Origin of the sequence: Citrobacter sp. Cu096 (assembly GCF_030332285.1) — a bacterium.
Taxonomy (GTDB): domain Bacteria; phylum Pseudomonadota; class Gammaproteobacteria; order Enterobacterales; family Enterobacteriaceae; genus Citrobacter; species Citrobacter meridianamericanus.
In genome coordinates this window covers 177,608-198,899 of record NZ_JAOWID010000018.1, presented here as the reverse complement: position 1 = coordinate 198,899, position 21,292 = coordinate 177,608, and the positions used below count along the sequence as shown (strand labels likewise).

Below are 21,292 nucleotides of genomic sequence, written 5' to 3'. Positions count from 1 at the left end.
TATGGCGACCATCCTCTTTCTCCCCGACCGCCTCAACCGCGAGCCCGTGGTCTGGCGCGGCCTCACCACCAGCGAACTGTTTCTGGCGCTGGCGAGCGGTCTTGGCGGTGGCTGTGCGTTCGGCATTCTGCTGGCCCTGATAACCCACTACTGGCCGTTGATCCCCGGTTCAGCGCTGGCAGGCGCAGCGTTGTTGATTCAGGGCGGTGGGCGGATTCTGGCGCGCGCCAAACGGGGCAAGCCCGACAGCTGGCTGCCGCAGGCGATCCTCGCCGGGCTGGAGCGCCATCATCTCCGGGGTACGCAACTGATCCAGCACAGCGCCGTATGGGTAGTGCGCAGGAGTCCGCGATGAGCCGGTTTCGCCACGCGCTGGCTGAGCGCGATAACCATATCCTGACGCTGCGGGCGGTGATTGTTCTGCTGTGCCTGTGTCTGGCGGGCGTCGGCTACGGCTGGTATAGCGCGCCGCAAAAGCTCACCCTCTGCTTCCCGCCGGACCTGCGCAGCGGTAGCACCCGCCCGTGGTGGGAAGTACCGCCTGCCAGCGTTTACGCCTTCACCTTTTATATCTTCCAGCAGCTTAACCGCTGGCCGGATAACAGTGAGGAGGACTATTCCCGCAACCTTCGTTCGCTGCGCGCCTACCTGACGCCCGCCTGTTACACCCGTCTGGAGCACGATTTCCAGGTACGGCGCAACGGCGGTGAGCTGCGCGAGCGCACGCGCGGCGTGTATGAACTTCCCGGCCACAGCTACAGCAGCCTGGTGCATGACGGAGATAACCCCCCTGTCCCGCGCGTCGAGACCTTAAGCCGGGATGCCTGGCGGGTAACGCTCGACGTGGCAGTTGAAGAGTATTACCAGAACGAGCCGGTGAAAAAGGCGCTGGTGCGCTACCCGTTGCAGGTGATGCGTTATGCCATTGATGCGGAGAAAAATCCGTGGGGGCTGGCGATCGACTGTACCGATGCCGCGCCGCAGCGTCTGGTGGCGGAGGAGAAACCATGAAGCCAGTCCTCTTTGCTTTATTGTTCAGTTTCCCCGCCTTCGCCACTGAGGTGGTGCAGTGGGAAAACATCCCGCTGCCCGTCACGCTGCATGTCGGGCAGGAGCAAATTGTCGACGTGGGTAAACCGGTGCGCATCGGCTATCCCGCCACGCTGGAAGGCAAAGTGCGTCTGCAAAGCGCGGGTGGAAAGGTCTTCCTGCTGGCGAATACGATGTTCCCGGCCACCCGCATTCAGCTACGAGATACTGACAGCAGTGAACTGATCCTGCTGGATATTGAGGCCATCCAGGGCACTTCGCCACTTGAACCCGTGCAAATTAGCTATACGCCGCAGACGCCTGCCACAGCCAAAACGCCCGTCCCGGTAACAGCATCAACCGAGCCCCTGCCCGTTCTGCTGGTACGCTATGCCGCGCAGAACCTGTATGCGCCGCTGCGTACCGTCGAAGCCCTGCCAGGCGTGACGCCCGCCCCCGTCCGGCTGGCGAAACGCATCACCACCTTACTGCCTCAGCAACCTGTTACCTCCATCCCGCTGGCTTCATGGCAGGTCAATGCCACCACCGTCACCGCCATCCGCCTGCAAAACCGCAGCGGGCGGCGCATCACGCTCGAACCGCGCGAGCTTCAGGGGCAGTTCACCGCTGCCGCGTTCCAGCATGACTGGCTCGGCCCGCGTGGTCTGGCAGAAGACACCACCGTGGTGTACCTGGTAACGGAAGGCCCGGTTTCCCGCGCCCTGCTGCCGGAGCCGAAACCATGATGCCGCGCCAGAGTCTTCTGCTGAAAATCCTGCTGCCTGTTATTGTCTTTCTCACTGCCTGGTTGCTGCTGCGCCCGGCAGGAAAAAGTACGAAGGAGACCACCCCGCCCCGCACCGTGGCAGCGTTAACGCCACAGGAACTACGCGATCTGGGTATCGACGGCGACACGCCTGCCGATACCGTCGCCACGCTGGTCGGCCAGATGAAGCAGTACCGCCGGGAGCTTCAGGTAATCCAGAGCGATAACGAAAGCCAGCAGGCCCGCGAGAAGCGGCTGAAAGCCCAGCAGGCGACGCTGGTATCGGAGTTGCGCGGCGATATGCGCAGGCAGCAGGAGCAGATGCGCGACGAGCTACTAAAAAGCCAGCGGGGACTGCTGGATAAGCTCAACCATCTGATGACCAAGCGCCCGGACGATATCCCGCCCGGTCTGGGGCTGACGCCCGGTGAACTGCCTGCCGACGTACAGCCAGATATCCGCTGGCTGGAACCGCTGGATGCACCTCCGACCGTGGATGAAAAGCTGCTGAGCGTCCCCCTGAAAGCGGCGGACAAGCCGCCACCGAAACCTGATGTGAAGGTCTACACCCTGCCGCAGAACGCCACGCTGACCGGATCGGTGGCGATGACGGCGCTGATTGGCCGCGTACCGCTTAACGGCACCGTCAGCGATTCCTACCCGTTCAAGCTGCTGATTGGCGAGGACAATCTCACCGCCAACGGCATCGAACTGCCGGATGTGGCGGGCGCTGTGGTCTCCGGTATCGCCTCCGGCGACTGGACGCTCTCCTGCGTGCGCGGGCAAATCACTTCCATGACCTTTGTGTTTCACGACGGCACCATCCGCACCGTCCCACAGGGCGGCAAATCTGGCAACAAACAGCAGGAGATCGGCTGGCTTTCGGATAACCAGGGGCTGCCGTGTATTCCCGGCGAGCGCAAAAGCAATGCGAAGGAGTACCTGACCTCGCAGTTCCTGCTGGCGGGTTCCGGTGCGGCGGCGCAGGCCTTCGCCAACGGCGAAAGCACCACCGTGGTCGAGGACGGCAGCATCACCAGCGCAGTGACGGGCAACAACGGTCAGTACGTGCTCGGCCAGGCCATCGGCGGCGGATTAAAAGAGACCGCCGACTGGATGAAACAGCACTACGGCCAGATGTTCGACGCGGTGTATGTGCCGCCGGACCACAAGGTGGCGGTGCATCTCACCGAACCGCTGGCTATCGACTACGAGCCGGAAGGTCGCAAAGTGAAATACCAGCAGGCCAGCACACCGGGAGGGCTGGAATGAAATTTACCATCCTTATACTTCTGTTGTTACTGGCCGGATGCAGCACCTCACAGGAAGAACTGATGCCGGTCGATCCTGATGCCAGCATGCTCTCGCTGTGGCAGCAGCAAAGCGGCGGCAGTGCCGCCCTGCTTGATGCTCGCGCCCGGTTGCGCCGCCCGCCGGATGGTCCGGTGTCGCAACCCGAAGCGGATACCATCCGTAGCCAGTTTCCGCGCCTGCCCAATCCGGATCTTGTGTTGTACGTTTTCCCGCACCTTAACGGCAACACCCCGGTGCCTGGTTACAGCACCGTCTTCCCCTTCTATACCCGCCCGCAGTATGCATTACCGGGCGAACGCCTGACTCCGCCATGAATGAACGGTGCGGTCTCCCGCAACAGGCGCTGAATACCAGCTACCGCAAGGGCCCGTCCTTTGTCGACTGGCTGCCGTGGGTGGAGTTTTTGCCGGAGTCGCAGACGCTGCTGCTGGAAGATGGCCGCTCGGTGGGCGCGGTGTTTGAGCTAATACCTGTTGGCACCGAAGGCCGCTCGACGGCCTTTCTCGAACAGATGCGCGATACCGTCACCGACGCATTACAGGATGCCTTTGATGAGCATGAACGTGCGCCGTGGGTGGTGCAGTTTTTCTGCCAGGACGAGGACGACAGCGAGGCGTGGCTGGCATCACTTTCAGCTTACGCCGCACCGGAAATTCGCAACTCCGCCTTTACCCGCGAATGGCTCACGCAGATGGCAAACCATATGGCGAATCTCACCCGCGATGAGGGGCTGTTTCTCGATAACACCGTCACCCGTACCCGCTGGCGGGCGACGTGGCGGCGCACGCGGATGGTGGTGTACCGCTGGCTTCCAGGTTTCTCGCCGGACGAACCGTCCCCGGAAGAGACGCTGAACAATATCTGCGAGCGTCTCACCGCCGGGCTGAAAGCGGCGGGAATTAACGCCATCCGCCAGAATGAACAGGCCATTCACCGCTGGATGGTGCGCTGGTTTAATCCTTCGCCTCCAGTGGAAGATAAAAAAGCCTTCTGGCGACAACTGGATTTACCGGAAGCTGAATCTCTGCCCGTTATCACCGATTTCGCTGAACGACTGCTGACGAGCGAACCGCGCTCGGACGCAAAGAACGGCGTTTGGTGGTTGGATAACCGACCGCATAAAGTGATGGTGGTCGACCGCCTGCGCAAAGCGCCGCCGCCCGGCCTGCTGACCGGAGAAACCTCGCGCGGCGACGGCATCAATGCCCTGTTCGACCTGCTGCCTGCGGGAACCATCATAAACCTGACCGTAGTGGTGTATCCGCAGGACAAGCTGGAGCAGCATATCAGCCACCTCGCCGACCGGGCGATTGGCGACAACACCGATTCGGAATACACCCGCCGCGACTGCCACGAGGTACGCAGCTATCTCAAGGACGGCCATAAGCTCTACCGCAGCACGCTGGCGTTTTACCTGCATGCACCCGACACCGATACCCTGTTTCGCCAGCAGCGCCAGTTGCACAGCCTGTTGCTTAACGCCGGTCTGGTACCCGTACAGGAGCAGCATGAAGTGGCCCCCTTAAGCCACTGGTTACGCTGGCTGCCGATGTGTTTCGATCCCCTGCGCGATCTGTGCGGGCTGTATACCCGGCTCAACTTCGTTCAGCATATCGCCGGGCTGATGCCGGTGTACGGGCGGGAAACCGGCACCGGGCATCCGGGGATTTGTTACTTCAATCGCGGCGGCGCGCCGCTGTGCTTCGATCCGCTGAATAAGCTAGACCGCGCCCAGAACGGCCATCTGCTGTTGCTCGGCCCGACCGGAGCGGGCAAATCCGCCACGCTGAACGCGAAAATAGCCCAATTGATGGCACTGCACCGCCCTCGCCTGTTTATCATCGAAGCCGGGAACTCGTTCGGCCTGATGGCGGACTACGCTGCCGCCCACGGTCTGACGGTGAACAAAATCAACCTGCGTCCCGGTTCCGGTGTCACCCTGCCCCTGTTCGCCGATGCCTGGCGACTGGTGGAGCAAGCGGTTACCGACGCCGAACCGCCAGAGGACGAAGAGAGCGACGGCGATGACCAGCGCGATGTGCTCGGTGAAATGGAGATCACCGCCCGGCTGATGATCACCGGTGGCGAAGCAAAAGAGGATGCTCGCCTTACCCGACCTGACCGGGCGATGATCCGCCAGGCGATTATCGCCGCCGCGCACACCTGCTACGAGGAAAAACGCCAGACGCTGACCCAGGATATCCGTGACGCACTGTTCGCCCTTTCCCGCAATGCCAGCCTGCCGGAGACTCGCCGCCAGCGGGCGTATGAGATGGCGGAATCCATCAACCTGTTCTGTGCCGGGTTTGAAGGCGAGCTGTTTAACCGCGAAGGCACGATGTGGCCGGAGGCGGACATCACCCTGGTGGATCTCGCCACCTTTGCCCGCGAAGGCTATGAAGCGCAGCTTGCCATCAGCTATATCTCACTGATTAATCATATTAATAACCTCGGCGAGCGCGACCAGCATCTGGCGCGGCCCATCGTTAACATCACCGATGAAGCGCATATCATCACCGTCAATCCGCTGCTGGCGCGCTTCCTCACGAAGGGCTCAAAGATGTGGCGCAAGCTCGGCATCTGGCTGTGGCTCGCCACCCAGAACCTGGCGGATTTTCCCGATGAAGCGAAGAAACTGCTCAATATGATCGAGTGGTGGGAACTGCTAGTGATGCCGCCAGAAGAGATCGATCAGGTGTGCCGGTTTAAGGCGCTGACCGAGGAACAGCGGCAACTGCTGCGCTCTGCGGTGAAATCACCGGGGCAATATACCGAGGGTGTGGTGCTATCCCCGCGAGTTGAAGCGCTGTTTCGGGTGGTGCCGCCCGCACTGTATCTGGCGCTGGCAATGACCGAGAAGCATGAAAAGGCCGAGCGGATGCGGATTATGCGGGAGATGGGATGTAGTGAGGTGGAGGCGGCTAGGCATATAATGTCACTCAATAGATAACGCTCGATTGTTTCTGAATATCATTTAATATTTTCATCATGTGTACAATATATTTCACCTATCTTTAAAATGACAACTATGTGACCTTAATAACTTTATCTATGAGCTTTTTTGTAGATAATACACTTCACATCAAATAAAGTAATAAAGTAATAAAGTAATAAAGTCTATGAAAAGAAAATTAAAAAAGAACACAAGATTTATAGATGCAACCGAACTGACGCTTGAAGAATGGCTTGATATGATTTCGGTTGATCGAAGGGAGCGAGATTATGATATAATGGATTTTCAATTCCCAACCACCAAACATTTAGAAGAATACATTATCAACATTGATAAATATTCAGAAAACGATGTAAAAGATCTAATTTACAAATTTATAATTCCCACTGCATTTTTAGGCGGTGATGATATCATCAGAAACTGGGTTTTTGATAGTGGAAAGTTTAACATCAGAGAAATATTCAACCATGAATCATTTCTTAAAAGATTAATTTCAGTAAATGAAAAGAATCCACCATGGCAATCTATCTCTTGGATTCTCGATTTACTACCCGAAAACCCTTATCAAGCAGTCAGTGTCGTTAATGCTTATGTGACAGCGCACATTATGTTTCTGTCTGACAATGGATTTTATCGATGTGAGGATATTATTTCATTAATAAATGCAAAATTTATCAATCATCCACTGCCAACTAAAGATCTGATAAGGAAAATATCCTCACGTGATTTTGAACTTCTTTGTGGTTATTTATATTATAAAAAAGGATATGATGTTAACATCACTAAAAAAACTAGAGATGGTGGTTATGATATTATTGCAGAAAAAGGCAGCGGAAGGGAACACGAGGTGCTATATATTGAATGTAAACAAAAAGAAACTAAAGTTGGAGTAGAAATAGCTCGAAATGCTTTGGGCTTGCTAAATATAAAAAACGCTACAAAGTCAGTAATTATAACCAGTAACTATTTCACGAAAGATGCACTAAAGATTTCACAAGAATCAAAGCGACTTGAACTCATTAATTTGGACGATTTCGACAATGATATGCGAGAATATGTTGATCCCAGATGGGTTTATCGTATCGATGGATATATTAAAGAAATGAGAAACATTTCAAATAAAAACGTAATCCCTAACATTACCAATTAATAGTTTATTTAAATTCAAATAAATTCTTAATTTCAATTTCTAACCCTTGAGCTAAAACATTTAGTACTTCAAGGGTTGGATTCCTTACCCCACGCTCAATACCGCTCACATAAGTACGATCAAGCCCACATTTATCCGCAAATGCTTCCTGAGACAGGCCTGACTGGAGTCTGAGTTTTTTGAGATGTGCGCCAAACTGCGCCTGAATACTGGATGTATTTTTCATCCAGATAAAATGAACTTACGTTGCTTATCAGACCACGGACTATGAGTCACAATCCATTGATTCGCCGTCTTTTTCTGCAGTATCGTCGAACATAAATAAATGGCTGAGATCCATCCCCAGACCGTCTGAAATTGCACAAATGACAACAAGCGTGGGGTTCCTTACTCCTCGCTCAATGCCACTCATGTAGGTGCGATCGATGCCGCATTTATCAGCAAAAGCTTCCTGGGACAGGCCCATCTCATTGCGTAGCGCCCTGATTCTGTTGCCCAGTACCTTTTTAATTGATCCCGTCTTTTCCATCTAGCCAGCATCAATCTTCGTTGATTATTGGTCCACGGACTATGAGTCACATAAAAAGCGTGCTAGCATACATTTGTGACTCATAGTCAACAACGGAGGTAAACGAAATGGCTAAAAAAGACTGGCACCCCGCTGACATCGTTGCCGCCTTACACAAGCGCGGTACCAGTCTGGCGAAACTGTCGCGGGAAGCGGGACTGGCCTCGTCAACGCTGTCGAATACCCTGACGCGCCCGTGGCCAAAAGGCGAGTGGCTGATTGCCATCGCGCTCGACGTGCATCCGTCAGAGATCTGGCCCGGCCGTTACCTCAATGCCAATAACAAACGTGAACCCCGAAAACCGCTTCACCCGATGACAACAACCGACAACTCCGGGACATAACGACCCGCGCTGTGAGTGGCAGGACGCATTAACCAACGACACCTGACAGGAGAGTTGTTTATGCATACCGAACCACAACCATGTTCCATCATACCCATCGCAGGAGGCCGCCATGTTTCTGGTCTCCCTGGCTGAAGGCTTTATCCACCTGTTCCAGGCCGCAGGCAAAATCTTCCTCGACATGATGACGGGGCTTATCCCGATGCTCATCTGCCTGTTGCTGGCCATCAACTTCCTGATGAAGCTGGCCGGCACCGTCAGAATAGAGAAAGTCGCCGCCCTGCTCGGCCGCTCGCGTATCCTCACCTACGGCGTGCTGCCGGTGCTCGGCTGGTTCTTTATGAGCAGCCCCGGCGCACTGACCCTCGGCAAACTCTTACCTGAGAAGAGCAAGCCCGGCTATGAAGATGCGCTCGGCACCACCGCCCATCCCCTCACCAGCCTGTTTCCCCACGTAGTGCCATCAGAGCTGTTTGTCTGGCTCGGCGTGGCTGCGGGGTTAAGGCACTCGGCCTGCCCGTTACCTCACTGGCGCTGCGCTATATCGCCGCTGCCATGCTAATTGGCCTGATTCGCGGGATTATCACCGAGTACCTGTTCCTGCGGCTCAGCAAACGGGGGAATGCGCCATGATGATTTACTGCGCACGTATCGTCGCTATCGGGCTGTTTGTCGCCGACGGCCTCACCGACAAAATGCTCATCACCTTCGACAGCAACGGGCCGAAAGACTGCCTCGATTACTCCCTGTCGCTGGAGCCGTCGTTCCGGGAAGAGAGCCTGATGATACTCCCCGGCGACCGCCTGATGCTGGCAGGGCATGATTATCTGGTGACTGCCGTCGGCAAGGGTGCACAGCAGGCACTGTTTGAACTCGGCCACCTGACGCTGGTGTTCAATGGTGACCTGAATCCCTGCCATGTCGGGGCGGTTCATCTCTCCGGCCCGGTGCCGAACCTGCGCGACCTCCACGGCAATCTGGTGATTGAGGAGGGGCGGCCATGAATACGGTACATTCCTCCCGGTCCCGGCGGTTACGGTAAGGGGCTGTGGCTGCCCGTTGGCAGCGGCAAAAAGGTGCTGTCGCTGACCGGACGCGAGATTCATCCGGTGGAGATAGAAATCGGCGCGCTCACCGAATCGGAAATCGTCAACGGCTTCGCCGATATCCCGCCGGATAACGACATCCTGTGCGTGGTGATTAACTGTGCCGGGTCCCTGCGCTGCGGCCTGTATCCGCAGAAAGGCATCCCGACCATCAACGTGCTCCCCACTTGGCGCGCCGGACCGCTGGCGCAGTTTATTACCGAGGATAACTACGTCTCCGGCGTCACGATGGAGCAACTGGTTCTGGTGGATACCGCCGAAGCGCCGGACGGCGAGCCTGAGCCAGTTCCAGTTCCAGAGCCAGTCATTACCACCGCTCCTCCACCTGCGCGTGGAGCGGAGAAGCTGGTGCGCATGGTCGAGCAGACCGGCACCGCCGTCGGTCACGTTATCGCCCTGCTGTTCGCTGCCAGCCGGGAAGCGGTGGAGGTGTCGCTGCGTAACGTCATCCAGTTTATGGCCTTTGTCTCACTGTTGATAGCGCTGGTGCAGGAGACGGCGCTCGGCAGCCTGATTGCCCACGCCCTGACGCCGCTGGCGAACTCGCTGTGGGGCCTGGTGCTGCTGTCGCTCATCTGCGGCATTCCGTTCCTCTCCCCGGTACTCGGGCCGGGTGCGGCCATCTCGCAGGTCATCGGCGTGATGATTGGTACGCAGATTGGCGCAGGTGCAATCTCCCCCGCCTTCGCCCTGCCCGCGTTGTTTGCCATCAACGTGCAGGTCGGCTGCGACTTTGTCCCGGTAGGACTTTCCATGCAGGAGGCAAAGCCGGAGACCATCGCAAAAGGTGTCCCCGCCTTTCTGCTGTCGAGACAACTGACCGGACCGCTGGCCGTCATCATCGGCTGGCTGTTTTCCCTGGGCTTATTCTGAGGACTCACTAATGAACAAAATCAGAGCCGCCGTGGTCGGCGCAGGTATCTACGGCAAACACCATATGAACGCGTACCGCCATAACCCGGACACTGTACTGGTCGCCATCTGCGAAACAAATGAGGAACGCTGTGATGATCTTGCCATGGCGTACGGGATCCAGGGCTACACACGACTGGATCGGTTACTACAGCAGGAGGCTATTGATATCGTCTCGGTGGCGACACCTGATCCGTACCACACCGAATCCATCCTCACCGCCCTGCGCCACGGCAAACATGTGCTGGCGGAGAAACCGCTCGCCACCTCAGTACGCGAGTGCGAGCTTATCGTGGAGATGGCGCAGCAGCGGGACCTGCTGGTCGGCGTCGATTTCCACAAACGCTGGGACCCGGCAGTAATGCGCATTAAAGCCGAACTGGAAAATCCGGAGACCGGATGCATTTTGCGCGGCCATATCAGCATGGACGACGTGATAACGGTCCCGACGCAGTGGCTGAACTGGGCGGGCGCAAGCTCCCCGGTGTGGTTTCTCGGTTCCCACGGCTTTGACCTGGTGCGCTACCTATCCGGTCAGGAGGTTGCATCGGTGTACGCGGTAGGACAAAAACAACTGCTGGACATATGGGGGATAGACACTTATGACAGTGTACAGAGCCTGCTGACAATGGCCGACGGCAGTTCATGGGTGGTCGAGAATTCGTGGGTATTGCCGGAGGGGTTCCCAAAGGATAATGACGGACGCATTGAGATCCTCTGCGGGACGACCTGGATCCGAAGCTCTTCACAGCATCGGGGGCTGGAAATCACCACCCCGGATAAGACACTCACACCCAACAGCTATTTCATCAACTACCGCAACGGTGTCGCCAGCGGTTTCGGGATCGACCCCATCAATGACTTTGTGCGGGCGGTCAGGCATAAAGCGCCGTACCCGGTCACCGCAGAGGACGGGCTGGCGGTCAGCCGGATTTGCGAGGCGGTACACAAGAGTCTCGAGAGTCAAAAACCAGTGTCATTAAAATAGTCGCCAGCAGGGATGCTGGTATCCGCAAGCCCGTTTACTCTGTATTCCCTAAAGAATGCCGCCATTTGTTATCCTTAATTCAACATTCATCGTTAACACCATTCAGTATCCTGTCCCGATAGCCTTCCAACTGATGCCGTTGCAGATAACTTTCTAACTCCTGCGCCCAACGCGTTCCTTCGCCAAGCGTCGCGCGGCTATGGGTTGAGGCATAAAGATAGCGTGTATCATAAAGATTAATCAGCGTCTGATTTACACCATCGATTTTGCACTGAGGATTTTTGAGCTGCTGTTCTAAAGCCCGGACAATACGGGCCCGATGGTCTTGATCGGTAGCAAAATCCCGTTCCTGCAATTCGCTGAGCACCAGAAATGAAGGTGGAATTTCTTCTGCAATCGCTGCCTGTAAACGATAATGACCATCAAGAATAACAAATGATCCCAGCCCTGCTATATACCAGACGAGTACCGGAGGCAGCGCACCCTCACGGCTTTTTTTACGCCACCATTTCAACCTTCCGGCATCAGGTTGTATCGGATAACGTCCGAGTAGCAGGCTACCTCCCCACCACCAATCCACTAATCTGACTTTGTCAGGATTGACCAAATCAGGAAAATCTTCGCCGTAGAGCGTCCAGCTACAGCCGATATTCCCGCTGCTTTCTGGGGCATCAAAACGCCAGCTATTTACAGGAACACGCTGTCCAGATAATTTTGGTAATGAATATTTGGCCTCCATCGGCCTTATCAACCATCGGCGAGGAGACAGAAGAGGCACTGGCGCATTCATTAATTGCCGGGAAAAATAGCGACACCATTCACCTGTCCAGGCCCGTTCGCCTTTGCTTTTAATCCCCTCAATATCTTCAGATGTGACAGCCGGTAATAATGTCTGGCAAGCGGAATGATCGGCATTAAACACCAACCAGACTCCGGAATGGTCTTTCAACATTGATGCCCAGAATAATGTCTTCCCGGAGACCTGTAGCGCCATCCGCCCATAACGACCACTTAGCATTTCCATTGCCACGTCGGTCCTCTGGCTGCTCTTGAGTGTCAGCTCCAGACCCTGCCAGTTATTATTGCGATCAAAAAGATCTTTCCACCAATATTGGGTCATCATCATCTTCCCTGATAAACAGAGGGTTAGTCTAAAACCTTTAAAATTGTTCAGGTAACTATTTATACGTCAGCGTAAACGTCGCCGTCGCATTGGCGGGCCCTGCCGTCACAACTGAAGCCGTCTGGTAATAACGCGCCTTGAGCTGAACGGTCTCCATCCCGCCATTGGGCGAAGTATAATAATCCTTTACCTGCCCGAACTGCGCCGCGCTGTTGTCCGGTGCGAAGTAAAGCTGAACCCCAACGCCCGTCGCCGCGGTACTGCCGCTTTCGGAATCAATGGCCATCACGCCTGGCGCGTTCGACGCATCTTTTGTGGCATCAATTTGCACATAAATATGCGCGCTTTTATTGCAGTCCAGCACGATATTAAACGCCTTCCACTCCGTGGTGTAGCCCACACCGCTGAACTCCTGCCTGTTGTGATCGCCAAGCTGGACCGGCTCATCCACCGAGGTCACCGAGCAGGAGGCTGCAGTGACAATGTTGGTGCCGTTAAGCGTGACGTTAGCAAAATAAAACTGGTTCACTACCGAGGCGCGCGCCAGCATACCGTCGGTTAACGTGCCGCTGGTAATATCTCCCGTTTTGATAAGCTCCCCTTTGATGCCATCGCCAGGAATAGATGCCCATGAGCCTCCGGCGTTGTAGGGGTAACTGCCTTCATAGGGCAGTACTTTGCCCGTTTGTGCTGCACTCAGACGTAAACCGACACCACCGAGGTTGGTATTGTAGACGCCATTGCCATAGCCACTGAGCGTCCCCCATTGCGTCAGCTCCCAGCGAGCGGTCCATGCTTCCCGCTTGCATCCCGCAATGGCATTACCGTTGTTATAAGCGCCTGTTATTGCGGTGGCGAGTACACTGCCTATCGGTGCATCACGCTGGACAACCACATTGCCGAAATTCAGATAACCCGGCACTTCTCCGGACACGCCGCTGTAAAATGAACAACTGGCTCGGGCGATCGGAGAAACCACCAGCATCAACAGCAAGAAACATATAACTTTTCTCATGTCATTGCTCCGGTGATTTACTTGTAGCTCAGCGTGAATGTCGCTGTGGCGTTCGCCTTCCCGGCCGTGATGCTCTGCGTAGTCTGATAATAGAGCGCCTGAAGCTGAACATATTCGTTACCACCTGATGGCGAGGTGTAGTAATACCGCTCCTGGCCGAACTGTACCGGGCTGTCTTCATAGCGATACCAGACCTGAACGCCGACACCGCTGGCATTAACGGGATCGCTGTCGAGTTTAATGACGCCGGGTACGCCTGCGTCGCTATCTGCTGTGGCGTCAATACGCACATTAATTCGCGCGCCCTGAACACAACTCAGATTGATATTGAATGTCTGCCAGGCTGTTGCAGTACCCGGACCGCTGAACTCACTTTTGTCATGGTCGCCCAGCGGGACATTAACCGGATTGGCACTAATTGTGTGGTTTTCTCTCATATTCCCCCAGACATTCATAAATCTCTGCGTATTTGTCGCCGTATAAATCACCGTATGCCGGATGTTCCGGTGCCCCAGGTAATCCTGTATCAGACGTGTATCACGCCCTAAATCCGCCAGCGCGTAACCGCATCCGTGTCTCAGCATATGGGGGTGCGCTGAAATACTGACGCCGCCCAGTTCGCCGTAACGTCTGAGCAATAACCGGACCTGATGGCGCGACAGCGGCCCCCCTTTCTGCGACAGGAAAAGCCAGTCAGAGTCAGCATCCCGCCAGCGACGGCGCACGGTTAACCAACGCATCAATGCGGGCAATTCGGCATCGAACAGCGGATGCTGTGTTGACAGGCTATTTTTGAGCCGCCTGACATACACCGAACCACCGACCAAATCGATATCCGACAGGCGCATTCCACACAGTTCACTGACCCGCAGACCGTGTAAAAAACACATCTGAATCAGGCAGTAATCACGCTCAAAATGGATCCCTCTGTCCGCTGCAAGCAGTATCTACCCCACTTCATGGCGGGTCAGATGTTTTCGTTTTACTGGCATAAGCTTTGCTCCTTAAACACAATAAAAAATGAAGAAAAAAACAGGCCGGAACCACTTTCGTAGCCCGGCCTGAACCACAGAATAACACCAGAAAGCCCGGCAAAGGTTGATGACAGACTCAACAATTTTCACAGGCTGGTTCCAGTTTTCAGCAGTGATCGAATGAGCATTGCGCTACACCCGGCAGAAGAAAACTCTGTTGCCGGAGGCGTTATGCCAGACCGCTCTTCTCTTCTGTTGCTCCTGATGCTGTGCGCCGCTTTCCCGCTCAGAGCCATTACCACGCCGGAAATTGCCGCTTCCGCCCTGTCACCGGACTGCGTGAACTACCGGGTGGTCGGCCTGTGCTACTGGCTGTACTGCACGCCGTTCGGCTGTACGGTGCGTACGTCGGTGAAGGTCAGTCATTTCCGTCCGGATCTGGTGGTGTCGGCTTACAGCAACACCGGGCAAAGTCCGTGGACGGAGATGTCGTTACTCAGCCCACCGTTGCCCGGTGTTGCCGAAGGCGGCGGCGATACGAATCCTCGTTCTGCCAGCCAGCACAGCAAGATCCGCTTTAAGAATGCCGATGCCATCGGCTTCCCGGCAGGCGATGAACTGGCAAAATTTTTCACCCAGTTTGGCTATATCTGCTCACCTTCATCGCAGCCTTTTCAACCGTACTTTCTGAGTCAACTCGATACGCTGGCATGGCGCAGCGGTGTGCCGGAAATGACCTGGCCGGAGGCGCTGACGCCGGGCATGCGGGAAGTCGGTCAGAACGGCGATATGTGGGGCAATATCTACCCGCGCGCCGGAGCCATCAGCCAGACGCACGACTATAAAGCCGCCGCCGTTATCGCCCAGCGCGTGGCCGATCTGGTGACGCGTACCGGGCAACCGCATATCTACACGCCGCTGACCGCCTCATCGCGCGCCGGGTACTGGCCGCCCTCCCCGGTTATCGAAGGCGACAGCGATAACCATCGCTGGCAGATGCTCACGCCGAAAAAATCCGCCGCCTGTTCGGTGTTTCCGGATGGCAGCACCACCGACACCTACGCCGACAAACTCGCGGAGGATGGCGCGTACGCCTGGACACTGTGGCGGCCCTATAAATGCTGTCCGCGCCGGGGGCAAACCTTTCTCGGCAGTACGGGTTAACGGAGGCGGTGATGAGAGTCCTTTGCCTGGTCTTACTGTTTTTCGCCTGGGTTTGCGTGGCGGCAGACAACTACAGCTTCCGCACGCGAGGCGCGGTTGACGACCTGCTTTACTACCAGATTGGCGGCGGTGAAGCCGTCATGCCGCCGCCCGTACGCCGCAGCCCCTCGCCGCTTAGCTTAGGTCTTGGCTGGAACGCCGATATGATGTGCGGCAATTTCGATATCGACACCACGGTGCGCAACCAGCTAAACGGCATCACCGACGGCTTCCAGCAACTGATGGGTAACGTTATCCAGAGTGCCACCGGCGCGGTTGCCAGCCTGCCCGCGATGATTATCCAGCGCGCCAATCCGCAGCTTTATGATCTGCTGACCAACGGCGTGCTGCAGGGACGGCTGGATTTTGATAAGTCGCTGCTGAACTGCCAGAAAATGGCGGAGAAGATGACCGATTTAGCGACAGACTCCGCCTGGTTTTCCGGAGCCAAAGCGGAGAATTACCAGTCCCTCGCCGCCAGCGATAATGACGCCATCCGCACCGACCAGAAAGCGGCAAAAGAGGCCGCCGAAAAGGGTAAGCGCTGGGTGGGCGGCGAAAAGCGCGGCGGCAAAGGCCAGCCGCCAATCAAGGTAGTCCATGACGCCACCGTCGCAGGCTGGAATATTCTCAACCAGCAGCCCGCCACCAGCACCACGTCTCTTACCGCCTCCGAATGTGACGGGGAACTTTGTCGCACCTGGACATCCCCTGAAGAGGCCGCCGGATGGATGACCCGCGTGGTCGGCGAGCAGACTATCAGCGTAGCGCAGGTCACCGACGATCCGGATGCACGCTCCGGCGCACAGGCGGGGATCGGCCTGCATCCGCTGATCGACGAAGAAAAGGCGAAGATCCTGCCCCTCCTGACAGATCTGGTTAATGGCAGTCAGAAACCCGGCTTCGATAACCTGGCGAAAGCCTCCGGCGGATCCATGCAACTGACCCGCGGCGTGGTCGAGGCGCTACGCGACGATCCGGATGTTGCCGTCCTCACCGAACGGCTGACGGGAGAGCTGGCGCTGGCCCGCGTTACCGAACAGGCGCTGCTGGCCCGGCGCACGCTGCTCGCGGGCATGCGCGAACCCAATATCGCCAACGTCAAAGAAGCGCAGGAGAGCTTAGGCAAAACCACCGCCCAACTGGATGAAGAACTGAACCAGCTTAAACTGGAACTCGATTTCCGCCAGGCGCTGACGCGCAATACCGCAAGCCTTATCCTGCAACGCAAACAGCAGCGCGACCAGCTTCAGGGCCAGGCGGTGGAAGTGCCGGACGACAATGACCGCCGCATACATCAATTGAATAACCCGCGGCCGGACAGCCCGCGATGACCGCCAACAGCTATTTCGAGTATGTGCTCACCCTGCTCGGCTGGCTGGTGAACAACGGCGTGTGGCAGACGCTGACCGCCACCGGGCTGTTCGCCCTGCCCCTTCTGGCAAAACTGGTCGCCCTGTGGCTGAAGGCGCGCGGCCAGGGGGCGGATGAAGGCAACGTCGCCCGCCTGCTGGTCGTCTGGGTGGAGCACTCGCTCTACAGCGCCCTGCTGGTGATCCTCTTTGCGGGTGTGCCGTTCCTCAATGTTGATATCAATACCCTCACCTACGACAGCCAGCGCACCAAGCAGTGCGGCTGGTCGGTGGTACAGCCCGGTGATTCCGGATATGCGCCACTGATCAATGAACTCAGCGGCCAGAGCGCCTCGGTGCCAGTGTGGTGGTACTTCACCCACGCGCTGGGCAAGGGCATCACCAGCGCCGCCGTCGCGGTGCTCCCCTGCAAGCCGGACCTGCGCCAGTTGCGCTTTGAGGTGCAGCACACCCGGATCGCTGATCCAGCGCTGGCGCAGGAGCTACAGGATTTCGTTAATGACTGCTATGGCCCATCGCGCGCACGTCTCAAGCGGCTGGGCAGTGATATCAGCGAGGAACAGAGCCGGGAGGTGGACTGGGTGGGTTCGTCTTTTTACCTCACTACACCGGGTTATTACGATCACGAACACTCCCGTTCGCCACTCGCCGCCTGGCCTTATGACGCCAGCCGCGATGATGGCCTGAGCAATACAGGTGGCGGAGGCTATCCCGCGTGTAAAGAGTGGTGGTCCGATGGCGATACTGGGCTGAAAAATCGGCTGCTGAAGCAGGTCGATACCACGCTCTGGCAGCAACTGCAAAAACTGGGGCAGTCGAAAGAGGAGTACGAAGAAGCGGTACTGCGCTCGCTGGTGAGCCCGCGCAATATGCAGGTGTCACAGGGCGGGCTGGTGTACAACGGGTTTGGTGGGAATGCGGGGGATAACTTGAATGCATCGCAAGCGTTAAGCCGGTTGGGGAGTATCGCCGGAATGTCGATTTCCAGCCTCGCTTTGTTCCCTGCTTTCGACAGCGTGCGCCAAGCGCTGCCAATGGTACAGGCCTTCCTCGAAATGGCGCTGGTCATTTTGATACCAGTAGTCCTGTTATTTTCGGCATGGGAGATTAAAACTGTCATCACGCTGAGCTTTGTGCAGTTCGCCCTGTTCTTTCTTACCTTCTGGTGGGAGCTGGCTCGCTGGCTGGATAGCTGGCTGATGGAGATAATTTATAGTGAGAACGGAGCTTCGCATTTCAACCTGTACGGCTTACAGAACACTTCAGATGATTTGATCGTCAATATGGTGATGGGGACGATGTTTGTGGTGCTACCGGTATTCTGGCTTGGTGCATTGCCTTGGGCGGGTGTAAAGGTTGGTGGGGCTATCGCTGGAGTTATTGGAAATACAATAAAGGATATAAAACATGGCGGCGGAATTGTCGCGGGTAAAATCATGGAGTGACTAATGTCACTCCATCGCTAATGTATACTTAGTGCAAGACTCATCTTAGCTATTTTTGCTTAAATCTACCTTTTTAATACAGCCTCACTGTCATATCCTGGGGGTAAATGTTTAAAGGTATCTTTAACATTTGGTTTAGATTTAAACTGGAAACTTCTTAGGGCTGATATATCAATACTTGCTGTCAATACACAAGAATTCTCTCCACCTTTTACGTATAGCATTGTTTTATTTTCTGTTTTTGTCGGCCGAAGGATACATGAACCTCCATATTGGGATGTATTAGCTTGCACAGTATAGCAGTGAAGGTCCCTTACGGCCGACTCTAAAATATGCTGATAGTAATTCGTGTCTTTATTCCAAACACATGCAAATAACAGATCTATCTCTGATTTAAATAAAACACGATGAGTTATATCTGATAACTCAAAGCAATTATACGTTGCAAAAGTAACACCACGCCATGAAACGCTATGATAGTAATATAAATTATCGGAGCTAATACCGGGTGTTAACCGAAGATCTCCCAACATATCCTTTTCTGCTGGCGCATAGTGATTTTTTAACCTTGCTGTAACTGCACAGGATTTGTATTTATCAGATATTTTGAATGGCAATGCTTCTATAATAACATTATATGCCCTATTTCCAACAACCCAATGTTCTAGCCCAAACACCAACCCAATCTGGTGTCTTCTTGAGAATGAAACCATAAATGGCAGCCAGCTCACAGGAATAGCTACTTCCGGCATAACTAACATATCTGCTTTTTCAATAAGAGCAGAATTCAAAATATTGAAGAGCTTTTCCTGGCGAGGAAAACTAAGATTTGGCTTCGTATCTTTACGAATTGCGGAATATATATCTTCTTCATTAACAACTATATTTGCAACTGCCAATTTAATATTCTTACATGGTTGTTTGTTACCAATATGTATTTCAGATTTTAAAATCCCGTTGGTAGTACATTTATTCTTTTTAATTTCAACTGAAAAATCCTGATCAAAGAAATGATTACTATATTCCTCTATTGAATCACAAAACCAATCATTTAGATTTTTACCATCTGATAAATAGCCATTAAGTTTGAACAAAGCCCATTCATCATAATGAATAAATCGTGGGGAAAATTTTATTTTTTCTTCTTCAAGAGAAAAACCTGCGCCATTCATAAATCCATTTTCGCTGCTAAGATCACCATTGAAATTTGAATAATTTAACAATGGCCAAGCAACTAAGTGATGGCGAATCAAATTGGAGTAACGGAACTGCCATGAATATTCATGTAAATCAGAGCCAAAGTAAATCAAATCTGATAACTTAGCCCTATTAGTTAAAAAGGCATTATCGATTAAGAAACATTCATCTTCACTGATTGGATTTTTTAAGTCGAGCAACCCGACTGTAATCGCTAAAGATAATTCATTATAAAATTTAAGATCTATTATAATCTTCCTTGACAATGCTCGGAATTTTATATTTTTATCACTATGAGCGCCTTCTACTTTACTTACCTCACGAATTACATAGTGGTGAAAAGATGTGGCAAATGAATAATTCTTTGTAACTAAAGAATATTGATAAATTTTCTCCCATAATCTATGAAACCTTAATGCATTCTGACCTTTAAAGAATTGTTTTAACTGCGGTAAAACAGAACTATTCTTATCTAACTTACAAAGTCTGTGAGCAGTAATATGGCTTGTAAGATATTTTGCAAGCTCTGTTTCGTTTTCAGCAAGGCCAACAATACTACGTAATTTATTTGCAGAACCATCATAAAGAACATCGTAGGCGAATTTATCCAATTCTTTTTCTATATGCTCACTCGGTAAAAATTTGAATGCACTGCTACGTTCGTCAAGCTCTTGTTTAAAAACTTCAAGTCCAGCTCGACTATGAGATTTATCAAAAAATTGTAATATGAGTTTGTCTTTTTGTACTGGCAATAAATTATCATTTACAGATATAGCATAATTACCATCAGAAGGATCACGCAACAATACTCCTGATAAATAATTATCAACAAAAGATTCAATAGGCCTATCAATATCTAATTTAGGTCTTTTGAATACCATTAAGATATCATCGACATAACGCCCATAATATGCAGGCCTAACCTCATCCGCGATAGATTTATCAAAATCACTTAAATACCAGTTAGCAATAATTGAAGATGATGCTAACCCTATCGGTAATTTCTTTTTATTTATGCAGTCTGGATGTGTTTTTTTCTGAAGAATTTTTGTAAGTTTGTTATATAAGCGATACAAATCTTCAATTATTTCAGTAAGTCGAAAAGATAAATCTCGCAGTGTATCGCTCTGTGAGTAATATTTATTTATAGCATCTTTTATTTTATCAAAATCTACATCAACATAATAAAAATATGATTTCAGGTCAAGAGACAATAGCGCCACATCATGCTCTTCTTTAGATAAGCCTGTAGCAATATTAACAGCCTGATCACGCCATAAATTGTATTGATCGATGTATCTTTTAAATATCTCATGACCTCCACTAGTTTTTTTTGCTACCGCATAACGAACGGCAGATGGATGCATACGATTACCATAGCTATTATCTTCCAATAATATTTCGATTGCAGGAGCTGCGAATACGCACCATAACATATCAATTATATGCAACTGTACGGGAGCATTTATAAAATAATTTACTTTAGATATTTGGTACGTATCTGCATCGCGAACATTACTTATAAAGAGACCATTTTTCTTATTATGCTCGTTTTGTTCTAACTCACCTTTTATATCTATATTTTTTGGTAAAACATGGTAATTTACTTTTTTAAGCCATTTTATAAAGATATCATTACTTTTAAAGCTGGCATCTTTAATAACATTAACAATATCAGTGAAATGATTCGCTTGTCCTTCCGATTCAAATTCAGCGATTCTTTGCTTTAAAAATAAATTTAAATTTTCGTGGTAAGCATAGCTTTTAAGATAAAGATATGCCTTTTTTACATCATCTAAATCAATATCCATTAATAAACCTCAAAATTAGAA

The 21,292-nt window shown here is 53.0% G+C and carries 19 protein-coding genes and 3 pseudogenes; 15 read left to right on the top strand and 7 right to left on the bottom strand.

Annotation, left to right across the window (positions count from 1 at the left end; all coding sequences use genetic code 11):
- Position 1: 1 nt before the first annotated feature.
- From OGX99_RS02375 to OGX99_RS02345, 7 genes are all read left to right on the top strand, one after another.
- Complete coding sequence (locus OGX99_RS02375; RefSeq protein WP_052932357.1) at positions 2–355, top strand: TIGR03750 family conjugal transfer protein; 354 nt, start codon at positions 2–4, stop codon at positions 353–355.
- Entirely contained in the window at positions 352–1,011 is a 660-nt protein-coding gene (locus OGX99_RS02370; protein WP_286542508.1) for a PFL_4703 family integrating conjugative element protein, read from the top strand. The genes OGX99_RS02375 and OGX99_RS02370 overlap by 4 nt, the downstream gene beginning before the upstream one ends.
- Entirely contained in the window at positions 1,008–1,775 is a 768-nt protein-coding gene (locus tag OGX99_RS02365) for a TIGR03749 family integrating conjugative element protein (RefSeq protein WP_286542506.1), read from the top strand. Before OGX99_RS02370 ends, OGX99_RS02365 begins: the two co-directional genes overlap by 4 nt.
- On the top strand, positions 1,772–3,067 hold the full coding sequence (locus OGX99_RS02360) for a TIGR03752 family integrating conjugative element protein (RefSeq protein ID WP_286542504.1): 1,296 nt from the start codon (positions 1,772–1,774) through the stop codon (positions 3,065–3,067). Before OGX99_RS02365 ends, OGX99_RS02360 begins: the two co-directional genes overlap by 4 nt.
- Positions 3,064–3,423 (top strand): TIGR03751 family conjugal transfer lipoprotein, encoded by a 360-nt coding sequence (locus OGX99_RS02355; RefSeq protein WP_121529923.1) that lies wholly within the window; start codon positions 3,064–3,066, stop codon positions 3,421–3,423. The genes OGX99_RS02360 and OGX99_RS02355 overlap by 4 nt, the downstream gene beginning before the upstream one ends.
- Complete coding sequence (locus OGX99_RS02350) at positions 3,420–6,059, top strand: conjugative transfer ATPase (RefSeq protein ID WP_286542498.1); 2,640 nt, start codon at positions 3,420–3,422, stop codon at positions 6,057–6,059. The genes OGX99_RS02355 and OGX99_RS02350 overlap by 4 nt, the downstream gene beginning before the upstream one ends.
- A gap of 169 nt (positions 6,060–6,228) precedes the next feature.
- Positions 6,229–7,212, top strand: coding sequence for a restriction endonuclease (locus OGX99_RS02345; RefSeq protein WP_278238430.1), 984 nt, complete (start codon positions 6,229–6,231; stop codon positions 7,210–7,212).
- A 4-nt stretch (positions 7,213–7,216) separates the two neighbouring features.
- Here the strand turns inward: OGX99_RS02345 and OGX99_RS02340 are convergent, their stop codons facing one another.
- Together OGX99_RS02340 and OGX99_RS02335 are read right to left on the bottom strand one after the other, a co-directional pair.
- Positions 7,217–7,438, bottom strand: coding sequence for a helix-turn-helix domain-containing protein (locus OGX99_RS02340; RefSeq protein ID WP_074185646.1), 222 nt, complete (start codon positions 7,436–7,438; stop codon positions 7,217–7,219).
- A 39-nt stretch (positions 7,439–7,477) separates the two neighbouring features.
- Entirely contained in the window at positions 7,478–7,741 is a 264-nt protein-coding gene (locus OGX99_RS02335; protein WP_110225950.1) for a helix-turn-helix domain-containing protein, read from the bottom strand.
- 107 nt (positions 7,742–7,848) lie between these two features.
- Here OGX99_RS02335 and OGX99_RS02330 point away from each other — a divergent pair, with 107 nt between their 5' ends.
- From OGX99_RS02330 to OGX99_RS02310, 5 genes and pseudogenes are all read left to right on the top strand, one after another.
- Positions 7,849–8,124: a helix-turn-helix domain-containing protein gene (locus tag OGX99_RS02330; RefSeq protein WP_110225949.1), complete on the top strand. Its 276-nt coding sequence runs from the start codon at positions 7,849–7,851 to the stop codon at positions 8,122–8,124.
- 112 nt (positions 8,125–8,236) lie between these two features.
- Positions 8,237–8,757: pseudogene (gene srlA / locus OGX99_RS02325) on the top strand (PTS glucitol/sorbitol transporter subunit IIC).
- Positions 8,754–9,128 (top strand): PTS glucitol/sorbitol transporter subunit IIA, encoded by a 375-nt coding sequence (locus OGX99_RS02320; protein ID WP_115643020.1) that lies wholly within the window; start codon positions 8,754–8,756, stop codon positions 9,126–9,128. Before srlA ends, OGX99_RS02320 begins: the two are co-directional and overlap by 4 nt.
- Positions 9,125–10,103: pseudogene (locus OGX99_RS02315) on the top strand (PTS glucitol/sorbitol transporter subunit IIB). Before OGX99_RS02320 ends, OGX99_RS02315 begins: the two are co-directional and overlap by 4 nt.
- Positions 10,104–10,113: 10 nt before the next feature.
- Entirely contained in the window at positions 10,114–11,130 is a 1,017-nt protein-coding gene (locus tag OGX99_RS02310) for a Gfo/Idh/MocA family protein (RefSeq protein ID WP_286542483.1), read from the top strand.
- A gap of 79 nt (positions 11,131–11,209) precedes the next feature.
- On the opposite strand, the gene OGX99_RS02305 is transcribed toward OGX99_RS02310, so the two are convergent.
- The 4 genes and pseudogenes from OGX99_RS02305 to OGX99_RS02290 all read right to left on the bottom strand — a co-directional run.
- A complete protein-coding gene (locus tag OGX99_RS02305; RefSeq protein WP_286542748.1) occupies positions 11,210–12,250 on the bottom strand; it encodes a ParB/Srx family N-terminal domain-containing protein in 1,041 nt (346 codons plus the stop codon).
- Positions 12,251–12,308: 58 nt separating this feature from the next.
- Entirely contained in the window at positions 12,309–13,268 is a 960-nt protein-coding gene (locus OGX99_RS02300) for a fimbrial protein (RefSeq protein ID WP_286542480.1), read from the bottom strand.
- Positions 13,269–13,285: 17 nt separating this feature from the next.
- Entirely contained in the window at positions 13,286–13,705 is a 420-nt protein-coding gene (locus OGX99_RS02295; protein WP_286542746.1) for a fimbrial protein, read from the bottom strand.
- Positions 13,679–14,215: pseudogene (locus OGX99_RS02290) on the bottom strand (tyrosine-type DNA invertase); the annotation flags it as partial. The gene OGX99_RS02295 and the pseudogene OGX99_RS02290, both read right to left, overlap by 27 nt.
- 258 nt (positions 14,216–14,473) lie before the next feature.
- Here OGX99_RS02290 and OGX99_RS02285 point away from each other — a divergent pair.
- From OGX99_RS02285 to OGX99_RS02275, 3 genes are read left to right on the top strand one after another with little or no spacing between them, the layout of a single operon-like run.
- Positions 14,474–15,406, top strand: a complete 933-nt coding sequence (locus OGX99_RS02285; RefSeq protein WP_227507344.1) for a TIGR03756 family integrating conjugative element protein — start codon at positions 14,474–14,476, stop codon at positions 15,404–15,406.
- Positions 15,407–15,417: 11 nt separating this feature from the next.
- Positions 15,418–16,779, top strand: a complete 1,362-nt coding sequence (locus OGX99_RS02280; RefSeq protein ID WP_154022586.1) for an integrating conjugative element protein — start codon at positions 15,418–15,420, stop codon at positions 16,777–16,779.
- Positions 16,776–18,263: a conjugal transfer protein TraG N-terminal domain-containing protein gene (locus OGX99_RS02275; RefSeq protein ID WP_278238424.1), complete on the top strand. Its 1,488-nt coding sequence runs from the start codon at positions 16,776–16,778 to the stop codon at positions 18,261–18,263. Before OGX99_RS02280 ends, OGX99_RS02275 begins: the two co-directional genes overlap by 4 nt.
- 65 nt (positions 18,264–18,328) lie before the next feature.
- On the opposite strand, the gene OGX99_RS02270 is transcribed toward OGX99_RS02275, so the two are convergent.
- Positions 18,329–21,271: an RNA-directed DNA polymerase gene (locus OGX99_RS02270; protein WP_278238423.1), complete on the bottom strand. Its 2,943-nt coding sequence runs from the start codon at positions 21,269–21,271 to the stop codon at positions 18,329–18,331.
- Between the last annotated feature and the right edge of the window lie 21 nt (positions 21,272–21,292).